This window comes from Nostoc sp. DedSLP04, from assembly GCF_034530775.1.
Lineage (GTDB): Bacteria > Cyanobacteriota > Cyanobacteriia > Cyanobacteriales > Nostocaceae > Nostoc.
In genome coordinates, this window is the sequence record NZ_JAVRCL010000033.1 from 79,740 (window position 1) to 90,975 (window position 11,236).

Consider the following 11,236-nt stretch of genomic DNA (forward strand, 5'->3'; position numbering starts at 1 on the left):
GGGCATGGGGCATTGGGAATGGGGCATTGGGCGTTAGGAGTGCTGAGTTAGGAGTTAAGAGTTTTGTTTATCTCCTTGTCCCCTCATCTCCCCTGCCCCCTGCCTCCCTCGGCGACTCAACGACCTATCCAAAATTCCAGGGGATCTATGGTTGATTTACAGTAAGGCCAGCTACGCAAAGTTGCTTCCATTCCTGCCTCCCAGTAGGGTGGTTCCAATCCCAGCCCTAAGCATAGATGAGATAGGATGCTAGCAAATTGCTCGTTGTGACCAAACTCTCCTAGATGGGCATGGGCGTATTCATGGACGACTACACCAAACCAGTCTTTAGGTGCAACTCGACCAACATCTACCAGAATAGTGATTGGGTTTGTGAGAATGTTGCACAGCCCATCTATGCCAAAAGATTGAGCTATGGGGACTGCAAAAATTTGGATGTGGCGACGCTCTTGGGGATGAAAACACTGATGACAAACTTCTAGATAGTTGTTGATCTGAGCGTTCACAGCGTTAATATTCTCACCGATCCAAGTGCAAATGGGAATGCGATCGCGCAGGTTATCAAACACATTCACCATACCCGGTTCTAGGGCAAGCCCCTGTACCAGACGCAGATAATCTTGCCCACGAGTAAAAGCATCGCTCTGCTTAAGAATCATTCACCAGCCCAAAACTGAATAAAATTGTCTTTTTTCCAAAATATCCGCTCCTTGTCTTTGTGTGACTTCTTCTGAGCTAGAAGCCTCAACAGAATCAATGCGGCTTTCGCTACAAAACGATGCGGTGCTAAAGCCGCCAAACCTTTTGACTGTACTGGTTCTTAGTCGCATATTTGGGCTGGCGAACCAGAATCGCTCAATGGAACTCATTGTTTCATATTCGGTTGTCAATACTAGTCCATCTTCATCATCCATGTGAAAAAGACCAACTACAGGCACTATTTCCGCATAACCTCTTTCACGGAGTAATTTGCCTTGCCTTGGATTATCGCCATCAGGCACGATCGCAAATATGGTTTTCCCCTGATGATTCTCCTCATCCTCTCGATCCCAGGCCATTGTCCCTAGCCAACGCACACGCGAACCACCGACACAAAGGCTGGGGTCAATCTCATGATAGCGGCACAATTCAATGATTTCGGGATGATTAGCATCGAGAGTTTCTACCTGTATATCCGATTCTCCTATCTCTGAGCGTTTGAACGCCAGATGATGAGTTGCACGTTGCGATCGCCACTTACCAGCACTTAGCTGAAAAAATTCCATTGCGTCTATCAATCTTCTGACTCCTACTTATTACTCCTGCGGATGATGTTTTACGAGGTCTTTGTTTTTAGAGTAGTTGGTATATAAACATTCTAAACATTACAGCGATTAGTGGTCAGCTTCAATAAACACCCTAGAAAGGGAGGGACAAATATGTTGTCATGTAATTGTAAAGTTTTATGAGTCTGATTTCTTATAGCTTGACAATATAGACATTTTAATATCCAAGTGCTAAACTAGTAGAAAGCGATCGTCTTCCACTAACAACAAATACTTTTCGATTCAATCAATCACAGGAGTGAATGATGGACTTTCCAGTCGAATTAACTTTAGAGCAACAGTTTCGCTTACAAAATTTGAAAGATCAGGTAAAAAATTTGAGTCAACAAGAGGCTCAAGAATTTTTACTAGAAGTTTTACGGCAGATGATGGTGAAAGATAATTTGGTCAAACATTTGTTAAAACAAGCTTGATCGACTAAAAAACAAAATTATTTCCTTAAGACTTACGCAATGGGAGAGTTCCATCAAAATGCGTAAGTCTTAATTTTTTTGCTCAATTTCGGCTAAAACTTGATTTCTCGATCGGGAAAGCAAATTCCAGGTAAATATTACAGATTATTACTTTGTCTCTCATAGTAAAGACTAGGGTACTATCGATCCCCTATGTTTTTGTTTGGCTACTCGCAGTTAACCTGCTTGAAAACACGCCAAAAATAATATCCGCCATTTGTGAATATTAAGGAGAACTCATGGTTCTTGATGCTTTTTCCAGAGCTGTAATTTCAGCTGATGCTAAAACCGCTCCTATCGGTGGTGCTGACTTAGCAGCCCTTAAGTCTTTCATCGCTGAAGGCAACAAGCGCCTTGATGCAGTGAATGCGATCGCCAGCAACGCTAGCTGTGCGGTTTCTGATGCCATTGCTGGGATTGCTTGTGAAAACACAGGTTTGATTCAATCTGGTGGTAACTTGTACCCCACTCGTCGGATGGCTGCTTGCTTGCGCGATGCTGAAATCGTTCTGCGCTATGTAACTTATGCATTGTTGGCTGGTGATTCTTCCGTATTGGACGATCGCGCTTTGAACGGTCTGAAAGAAACTTACACAGCTTTGGGCGTACCCACTGGATCTTCTGTACGGGCTTTCCAAATCCTGAAAGCGATCAGCGTTGCTCACATCACCAACACCAACACTGAAGCTAACGCTGGCAAAAGATTCCGCAAACAAGAAGTTGTTCAAGGCGACTGCTCTGCTCTAGCTGCTGAAGCTGCTAGCTATTTCGATCGCGTTATTTCTGCTCTAAGCTAATCGCTCATGGTTAAAGGCTATTAGCCAAGCAAACTGAAATTAAAACTCGATCAAATCTAATCTGGAGTATAAAAAGCAATGAAATCAGTTATCACTACAGTTATTGGATCTGCTGATGCAGCAGGTCGTTTTCCAACCACCTCCGATCTAGAATCCGTTCAAGGTAGTATTCAACGTGCTAATGCTCGTTTAGAAGCTGCTGAAAAGCTAGCTTCTGGTATCGATGCTGTAGCTAAGGAAGGTTATGATGCTGCATTCAAGAAATATCCTTTCCTGAGCCAAGAAGGTGAAGCTGGCGACACTCAAGTTAAGAAAGACAAGTGCCTGCGCGACATCAAGCACTACCTACGCTTGATCAACTACAGCTTAGTTGTGGGCGGTACTGGCCCTCTGGATGAGTGGGGTATTGCAGGTGCTCGCGAAGTTTATCGCTCTTTGAATCTGCCCACCGCTCCCTACGTTACTGCATTGACTTATACTCGCGATCGCGCTTGCGCTCCTCGCGACTTGTCTCCTCAAGCGTTGGTTGAGTTCCGCAATCTCCTCGACTACGTAATCAACTCCCTTTCATAGTCATAGAGATTGACTAGACGTAAACGAGCGATCGTCATACTCTAAAACTTAGGGACTCTCAGTCTGTTGCTTTGCCTGTATCAGGTTGGGTGATTGACCAAGAGTCCCTCTGTTGTTAATAATTCGTAATTCGTAATTCGTAATTCGTAATTATCGAACTTGGGGGATTTAAACAGGGAAATTTTCTTTTATGACAATAGATTCTCTATTTGCACAATTAAAACACCCCAATCCCAATTTGCGGGAACGAGCTATGTGGGAACTGGCTGATGTCCGTGATGAAAATACCATTCCTCGGCTGATGGGTATTTTAGATGAAGAAGATGTCACCTATCGTCGAGCTGCGGTAAAAGCACTGGGTGCTATTGGGACAGATGCTGTTCCGCTACTGGTAGAGTCATTAGTAAATAGTGATAATGCAACCATTCGGGGTAGTTGTGCTAAAGCTCTAGCACAGGTTGCTGCTAATCATCCCGATGTTCCCTTCCCGAATGAGGGCTTACAGGGATTGCAAACAGCGCTTAATGACCCAAATCCAGTTGTTTATATTGCATCCGTAATGGCACTGGGTGAGATTGGATCTCCCGCCTTTGAAATTTTGACTGAAGCTTTGAAAACAATAGATAATGTGGCGGTAGCTGTGGCTATCGTCAATGCACTCGGTTCGATGGGCGATATCCGTGGGGTGGAAGTGCTGACGGCATTGACAAATGATGAATCTGTCGATCCGTATGTTCGAGAGTCAGCAGTGAGCGCTTTGCCCCGATTAGATCAAGTGATTAAATATAACTGAGAGTAGCGATCGCTAATTATGCGCTCAAATGGAAAATGTCCATCGCCTTATTCCCAAGCTTCCTCTTCTAACTGCCTCTCAATTTGAGAAATTGCCAACTTCATCACCGCCTGAACCCCCGCTTCTTCTTCCTCAGTTAATGCAGCTTGCAGGGGTTCTAAAGCAGCACCATCGCCAATTTTCATCAATGCCAGAGCTGCTGCTTTTCGGGTTTCCCAATCGGGATGATGTAGTAATTCAACAAGGCTAGGAATTGCCGAACGATAAGTCAGGCTACCCAAAGCTGCTGCGGCTTCACACCTGACAATTTCAGATGGATCGTTGAGAGCATTAATTAAAATATTAAATGCTCCTTCTTGAGTGCCTTCTTGAGCAATTTTAGCGATCGCACCCACCACCGCAGCCCGAACTTCAGCGGAGTCGGAGTTAATCTCTCGATATAAATGCTCCTTCGCCTCTGCACCAATAAATCCTAACGCCCATACGGCATGGCCTTTGGCACTTTCTGGATACTCGGTTGACGCTAAGATTTTCAGCAATGCTGGTACAGCTGCCTCACCTATTTTGGCAAGCCCCCCCACTGATGAGGTTTTGACCACCATATCCTCATCATTTAACAGGGCATTGACCAAAGTCGGAACTGCGATCGGGTCAGCAATCAGTGTCAAGGTTTTAGCGCTGGCTCTCCGCACAACTGGGTTGGGATGATTTGCCACAGCTTCCATCAATAAAGGGGTCGCTGGTTTGCCGATTTTACCCAAAGCCTCTGCAAAACTCAACCTAACCATGCCTCGTGAGTCTCCCATACTCTCAACCATCTGCTTTACTAGCTCTTGGTCATCCGAGTTGAAGGTGTTTAAGCTTAATTGCTCACTCACCGCTTTAAATAAAGCGTCAGTTTCTGCATGGGACAGATTTAACGAATCTGTCCCGGATTGAGTTTCGGAGTTGAGCATATAATCTCTAGCTAAATTATCAAGACAAATGACTAGTTGCTGCCATTCAGCGCAGCTTGCTGATTACGGAGTTCCTGGAGGGCAGAATCAATCTTGGCAAGCTCAGGCTCCAGGTTTGCCATAACGCTTACTTTCTTCAACTTAGCCCGTTTTGCCGTTTCCGTAGTTTCTTGAACTAGACGTTCCCGATATTGCTCAAGTTCTGCAATCACTTCTGCTACATCTTGAGCGGTTACGTTATCGGTTGTTGTGAGTTCTGAAGTTTCATCCATAAGCTTTGTTTCCTAAATATGTGTTTATATGAATGATGTGCGATGGTGTTCCCAAAAATATTTGTATTTGGTTATTCGCTAAAGAGAGACAACTAACTAATAGCTGACAAATGTATATGTTTCGATCTTCTCAGATCGCGTTACCACTGGTAAAGCTTTTTGATGTAAATCTTCAAAAGTCTAACTCAACTACATTATTTTCTAATGCCCAATAACTAGTACCCAGTCCCTAGTACGATAGTAAAAGTGACTTCAAAGCAATTATCCAAGAGCAATTTACAGATCAATGGATAAACGTTTTTTTAAAATGTTTGGCTTAACAGAAGAAGAAGCGATCGCAATTATCGATACACCATTAGAACAACTCGAAGACGCTTCTGATAAGTATATTGCTGTTTCCCATTTAATTAACTTCCCGACTGAGCAATCGATCGCGGCTTTGGTGCGGGCGATTGAAAACAGTAACCCTGATGAGTTAGACCACCGCATTGTTCGACGCAAAGCTGTGGAAAGTCTGGGGCGATTGCAGGCACAATCAGCTTTACCTGTAATTCGGCAATGTCTTAAAGATGATGATATTTATACTGTTGAAAATACTGTGTGGACGATCGGAGAAATCGGGACTAAAGATCCAGAAATTCTCGAAGAGGTGGCGCAACTGCTAGATAAACCAGGTCAAATCTATCGAGTCATTATCCACACTCTAGCTAACGCTGATTATCAGCCGTCCCTTGAACGTGTGCGGAAATTTACCCAAGTTGAGGATGAACCTACCCGTAGTGCGGCGATCGCTACAGTTTGTCGATTCACGGGTGACTACTCCCAAATTACTGAGGTAATGACGCTACTGCAAAGTTCTAGCGTCAATGCACGACGCGGTTGCATTCAAGATTTGATTGATTCCCGCTACTACAAAGCCATCCCAGAAATCGCTCGTTGTCCAGTATCTCTGGTATTTCGGTTGCGAGGATTGCGGATGCTTTTGGATGCAGGGGTTCCCAATGGTGAAATTACCTTTACAGAAATTCAACCTTACTTAGAGCAGGTACTCTACGATCGTCCCAACGATCTCGATCTAGTACATGAGTATGATGCTACCCCTGTTCTAGATTTTGTGATTAACGAACTCTACGAAACCGATTTTGGACGTTGCTATTTAGCGACAAAAACTTTACTAGATATTTATCCACAAGAAGCACCAGCAGCACTTCTAGCAACTTATAGCGACAAAGCATATAACGACTATGGCGCTCATTATCATGTGATGAAACTTTTCGGTTGGCTGAAATATGCTCCCGCCTACGATTTATTAGTAGAAAACCTGCACAACCGCGAACCTCAGTTTCAGAAATCTCGTGCTGCGTGTGCGATCGCTCTTGGTGAATTGGGTGATTCACGAGCGATTCCTGAAATTAAAATTTGCTTAAATACGCCGATTTGGGATTTGAAATACGCTTGTTTATTGGCGCTAGACCGCTTAGGAGACTCATCCGGTCGGGAAATTTGTACTGGCGATCGTGATTGGTTAATTAGGGCGAAAGCAACAAGTACTCAATAGTTAGAAGTTAGAATTCAGGAGTTATATTAAGCCTAGATATCCGTTAGTTCCCGGATAACACGGCAGGGGTTGCCAGCAGCTAACACCCCAGCGGGAATGTCGTGGGTGACTACGCTGCCCGCACCGATGACGCACCCCGAACCGATTGTCACGCCCGGACAAATGACAGCCCCGCCGCCAACCCACACGTCAGAGCCGATCTCGACCGACTTGCCGAACTCCTGCTGGCGGCGCAACTTTGCGTTAAGCGGGTGGGTGGCAGTATAAATCTGCACCCCTGGGCCAAACAATGTGTAATCTCCGATTTTGACCTGGCAGACATCGAGTACAACGCAGTTGAAGTTGAAAAAGCACTTCTTCCCGATCAGTATGTTGAACCCGTAGTCGCAGAAGAATGGCGACTGTATCCACACGTCCTCGCCTCCTGCGCCCAACAGTTCTTGGAGGATGCGCTGACGCTCCTCGTGTTGGGAAAAGCGCATGGCATTGAGGTCTTGACACAAGTCCCGCGCCCGGTCGCGAGCGCGGACTAGTTCAGGGTCAAGCTTGTTATACAGCTCTCCTGCCAACATCTTCTCGCGTTCACTAAGCACAATGACGCCTCTTTACAGCAGATTGCAGGTTCATGAAGTACAATACTAAACCAGATTTCAATTTCAGTAAACCGAAAAGTTTTGCGTTAGCGTACCCCTTTGGGGCAGCGTCTCTTACAGAAGCTCACCGTACCCCTTTGGGGATCTTGCTATGCGTAGCGTCTCGTAGAGAAGGTATCGCCCGAATCCATAACTAGCAAATTGAGTTATTTAAAGTTAGGAGTAGAAACGCACATCTGTACGCCTCTACTGGCGGTTTAGGACTTACTACTGGTGACTGCTTCGTTTAAAACTAACTTTGGTTCTGGTGTCTCCTCTTCTTCTGGCAAACCGAAAATTGACCTGTACAACTTCACGTACTGCTTGGCAGATTGATACCAACTAAAATCTTGACTCATGCCGCGTTGTTGTAGTTCTTGCCATTGCGGTTTGAAACGGAAGCCTTCCCAAGCTCGGATCATAGAGGTGAAAAGGTCTAACGGTTCATAGCGATCGAAGCAATAACCAGTACCAGCAGCATTTTCAGGATCGTGATGGGTTACGGTGTCAACTAATCCACCTGTGCGGCGGACAATCGGCACAGAACCGTAGCGCAAAGCCATCATTTGGCTAATACCGCATGGTTCAAAACGGCTAGGCATCAAGAAGGCATCAGTACCAGCGTAGATCCGGCGAGACAGGGCATCGTTATACAGTAAGTAAGTTGCCATGCGTCCGGGAAAGCGAGATGCTAATTGCCACATCTGAGTTTCATAGTAGCGATCGCCTGTCCCCAACAGTACAAACTGGGCATCTGTATAAGATAGAAAGCGATCGAGGATTTGCAATATTAAATCAATGCCTTTTTGTTCTACTAATCGGGTAACAATCCCAATAAAAAAGGCTTTGGAATTGACTTCTAATCCTACTTCTTGTTGCAAAGCAATTTTATTGGCTTTGCGTTTTTCTAAAGTATCAGCAGTAAAGGTTTGCTCAATGTATTTGTCATTTTCTGGGTTATAAACTTCGGTATCAATACCGTTGATAATTCCAGATAATTTACCGCTAATAAAAGACAGCAAACCTTCTAATGTTTCACCGTAAGTAGCTGTCTTGATTTGATCGGCATAGGTAGGCGAAACTGTATTTACCTTATTGGCAAATTGTACCGCCGCCGCCATGACGTTGTGTCCTTGCATATACCAGGGACACCAAGTAATTTTCTCTAAATACCAACGCCACGGCCCTTGATAAGCCAGGTTATGGATGGTAAACACTGTGGTGATATCAGGATCTTGGTGCATCCATACGGGAATCATTCCTGTATGCCAATCGTGACAATGGATAATATCTGGCTTCCAGTAATTCCAGGCGAACTCGGCTGCACCATTAGCAAACAATGTGAACCGCCAATCTTCATCATCTCCAGAATAGATGCGGCGCGGCATGAAGGACGGATGTCCAAATAAGTACAAGGGAACATCAGTACCAGGCAGAATGCTTTCGTATACTGCAAAGTGCTGGAACATGGCATCTCCCCACCAGATGGGTTCTTGGGGAATTTCCATTTTGTCTGGCAGGAAGCCGTAGTAAGGCAAGAATATCCGCACATCATGCCCCATTTCTCTCAGGACTTTGGGTAATGCCCCGACAACATCACCCATTCCTCCTACTTTCGCAACTGGTGCCGCCTCTGCTGCAACAAATAGAATCCGCATGGTAATTTTTGCTTCCCTGAGTCGATATTGTCAAATTAACTTTTTGAAATCCCGACCAACGCGACAAGTCGCGTCTGGCACATCAGTGCAACGGCGATCAATTATTATCTAATCACATTGGCTTGCCCAATTGCTTAGGAACCGCGTTGAATCACCGCAAAAATTTCTGATAAAATTTCTTGCGCGCCCTGTTTTCGCAACAGTTCTGCTAGTTCTGTGCCTAGTGTTTCGGCGTTATTGGCAAGTCCGGTGACGGTATCTTTGACAAACTTTTGACCATCTACACTGGCGACTATCCCGGTTAAAGTTAAATTATCACCAGATATTTCTGTATTTACACCGATAGGTACTTGACATCCACCCTCTAGAGAACGGAGAAAAGATCGTTCGGCAAGACAGCGATCGCGTGTTTCAGTATGTTCAATTGCTTTGAGTAGAGATAGCACTTCACTATCATCAGCACGGCATTCTATCCCCAAAGCTCCTTGTCCAACCGCGTGGAGGGAGATTTCTTTGGGTAAGATTTGATGAACGCGATCGCCCATTCCCAATCTCTCTAATCCTGCTGCTGCCAAAATCAAAGCATCGTATTCACCTGCATCCAGTTTTGCCAACCGTGTAATTAAGTTTCCTCGCACATCCTTAAAGGTAAAGTGAGGGAAATGATGGCGTAACTGTGCTAACCGCCGTAGAGAAGATGTACCAATTACCGCACCTTCTGGCAACGTATCGATTTGTTTATCTTTGTGCTTTTCATGCACCACTAATGCATCTGCTGGGTTTTCTCGTTCAGTAATTGCTGCTAACGTTAACCCTTCTGGTAAGTGAGTCGGCAAATCCTTAAGAGAATGAACTGCAAAGTCAATCTCTTGATCGATCATTCCGAGTTCAAGTTCTTTAGTAAAAAGTCCTTTATCGCCAATCTTAGCTAATGCTACGTCCAAGATTTTATCGCCTTGGGTAGACATGGTGTGGACTTCAAAAGTGATATCAGGAAAGCTTTTCTGTAGTTGCTCTTGTACCCAGTAGGTCTGAACCAGAGCAAGTTGGCTTTTACGTGAGCCGATCCGAATAGTGCGTGGGGGACTAGAAACAACTGAAGTCATAAAACAATATATCAAAGGAGGCGATAAATTCACTCTCATCTAGACTACCGTAGTCAGGGACTCATGCGAATTTTGGGTTTTAGATTTTGGATTTTGGATTACAATTCTTTACCAAAAGCTTGTTTATGAAATCTCAAATATATAGAAGGGGATGGGGAACGGGGAACTTGTACCTAGCGCAGTCGAAGTATGGGGAATGGGGAAAAGGAATTTTCATTGCTCTTTGTGAGCGAACTTTAGCTAACTATTGAGTTTGTTGTTGAGTGTTTGTAGCTGTTTGTAAAGTTCTGACTGCTGGGTGTAGCGATCGCCATTGTGAGCGATCGCTACATCTCAAGTTTCAGCTAGTACCCACCAAATTTTGGGAAATAACCAAATGTAGTCAGCAAACTAAACAAGACAATCAGTACCAGTGTCGAAGCTAATAGCAATAACACCACATCTCTGTCAGAACTGCGTAAGAAGGTTTGTAAATTAAAAGGCTCAACCTGCTTTTTCGTCAAGGGAAGCGGCAATTTATCGCGATAATCTTCGCCATAACGAGCTATTCTGGCAAATGGTAATTCTCCTAAAGAGCGTCCTTGTAAAATCCGTCGCCGTTGATAGGGGACTGTATTGTAACCAAAGTTACTCATATACTCCTCACTATCCACCAAATCGTCGATAAACCTGTGCAGTCCTTTACTAGCTAGCACAATCGACCAGGCTAGTTTTTCGCGTTCATTGTAAACCTCACGACCCAATAAGCGCTGTATACATATCTGCACAAAGCGGTAATTGTTGTTGCTTTCGTAATTGAGTCGCCGAAATGCATCAGATATTGCTAATCCTCGAATGAAATCCCTAGTTGTAATTTGACCAGTTCTTAGTTGGGATTCTAGACAGATTTGGCGGTTACTATCTAGCATCTGTTGTTCGTGGAAAATCTGGCGATAAGCTGCTTTAATCAAGGCATCCATTTCTAGTGATGATTGCAGATATTGGGTTGTATAAATTCTAGGTTGCTCGTCGCCAAGAATCTCATATCCAGATACACGATGATTTCGAGATGAGGGGGAATACTGGAGTTTAGACTAAAAGCGATATGAGAGAACGCGAATCAAATAGAATTAGA

The 11,236-nt window shown here is 44.5% G+C and carries 13 protein-coding genes; 5 read left to right on the top strand and 8 right to left on the bottom strand.

Annotated elements, in window-relative coordinates; genetic code table 11:
• Positions 1–116 precede the first annotated feature (116 nt).
• Both RMX89_RS19595 and RMX89_RS19600 read right to left on the bottom strand, forming a co-directional pair.
• The gene (locus tag RMX89_RS19595; RefSeq protein WP_322684924.1) at positions 117–659 is read right to left on the bottom strand and encodes a hypothetical protein; all 543 of its coding nucleotides are present in this window, start codon (positions 657–659) and stop codon (positions 117–119) included.
• On the bottom strand, positions 660–1,265 hold the full coding sequence (locus RMX89_RS19600; RefSeq protein ID WP_409882169.1) for a phycobiliprotein lyase: 606 nt from the start codon (positions 1,263–1,265) through the stop codon (positions 660–662).
• 302 nt (positions 1,266–1,567) lie between these two features.
• Here RMX89_RS19600 and RMX89_RS19605 point away from each other — a divergent pair, with 302 nt between their 5' ends.
• From RMX89_RS19605 to RMX89_RS19620, 4 genes are all read left to right on the top strand, one after another.
• Positions 1,568–1,738 carry an NblA/ycf18 family protein gene (locus tag RMX89_RS19605; protein WP_242060871.1) on the top strand — a complete coding sequence of 57 codons (171 nt, stop codon included), beginning with the start codon at positions 1,568–1,570 and terminating at the stop codon, positions 1,736–1,738.
• 278 nt (positions 1,739–2,016) lie between these two features.
• Positions 2,017–2,574, top strand: coding sequence for a bleomycin hydrolase (locus tag RMX89_RS19610; RefSeq protein ID WP_322672021.1), 558 nt, complete (start codon positions 2,017–2,019; stop codon positions 2,572–2,574).
• Between the two features lie 78 nt (positions 2,575–2,652).
• A complete protein-coding gene (locus tag RMX89_RS19615; protein WP_322672022.1) occupies positions 2,653–3,147 on the top strand; it encodes a bleomycin hydrolase in 495 nt (164 codons plus the stop codon).
• Positions 3,148–3,337: 190 nt separating this feature from the next.
• Complete coding sequence (locus RMX89_RS19620) at positions 3,338–3,940, top strand: HEAT repeat domain-containing protein (RefSeq protein ID WP_322672023.1); 603 nt, start codon at positions 3,338–3,340, stop codon at positions 3,938–3,940.
• A 47-nt stretch (positions 3,941–3,987) separates the two neighbouring features.
• Here RMX89_RS19620 and RMX89_RS19625 read toward each other — a convergent pair whose 3' ends face one another.
• A complete protein-coding gene (locus RMX89_RS19625) occupies positions 3,988–4,896 on the bottom strand; it encodes a HEAT repeat domain-containing protein (RefSeq protein ID WP_322690109.1) in 909 nt (302 codons plus the stop codon).
• A 32-nt stretch (positions 4,897–4,928) separates the two neighbouring features.
• Positions 4,929–5,168 carry a hypothetical protein gene (locus RMX89_RS19630; protein ID WP_322672025.1) on the bottom strand — a complete coding sequence of 80 codons (240 nt, stop codon included), beginning with the start codon at positions 5,166–5,168 and terminating at the stop codon, positions 4,929–4,931.
• Between the two features lie 286 nt (positions 5,169–5,454).
• Here RMX89_RS19630 and RMX89_RS19635 point away from each other — a divergent pair, with 286 nt between their 5' ends.
• Positions 5,455–6,726, top strand: a complete 1,272-nt coding sequence (locus RMX89_RS19635) for a HEAT repeat domain-containing protein (protein ID WP_322690110.1) — start codon at positions 5,455–5,457, stop codon at positions 6,724–6,726.
• 32 nt (positions 6,727–6,758) lie between these two features.
• Here RMX89_RS19635 and RMX89_RS19640 read toward each other — a convergent pair whose 3' ends face one another.
• From RMX89_RS19640 to RMX89_RS19655, 4 genes are all read right to left on the bottom strand, one after another.
• A complete protein-coding gene (locus RMX89_RS19640) occupies positions 6,759–7,319 on the bottom strand; it encodes a sugar O-acetyltransferase (RefSeq protein WP_322690111.1) in 561 nt (186 codons plus the stop codon).
• A 257-nt stretch (positions 7,320–7,576) separates the two neighbouring features.
• Complete coding sequence (gene glgA / locus RMX89_RS19645; protein WP_322690112.1) at positions 7,577–9,016, bottom strand: glycogen synthase GlgA; 1,440 nt, start codon at positions 9,014–9,016, stop codon at positions 7,577–7,579.
• Positions 9,017–9,150: 134 nt separating this feature from the next.
• Positions 9,151–10,122 carry a hydroxymethylbilane synthase gene (gene hemC, locus RMX89_RS19650; protein ID WP_322690113.1) on the bottom strand — a complete coding sequence of 324 codons (972 nt, stop codon included), beginning with the start codon at positions 10,120–10,122 and terminating at the stop codon, positions 9,151–9,153.
• Between the two features lie 344 nt (positions 10,123–10,466).
• The gene (locus RMX89_RS19655) at positions 10,467–11,081 is read right to left on the bottom strand and encodes a phycobilisome rod-core linker polypeptide (protein WP_322690114.1); all 615 of its coding nucleotides are present in this window, start codon (positions 11,079–11,081) and stop codon (positions 10,467–10,469) included.
• Positions 11,082–11,236: the final 155 nt, after the last annotated feature.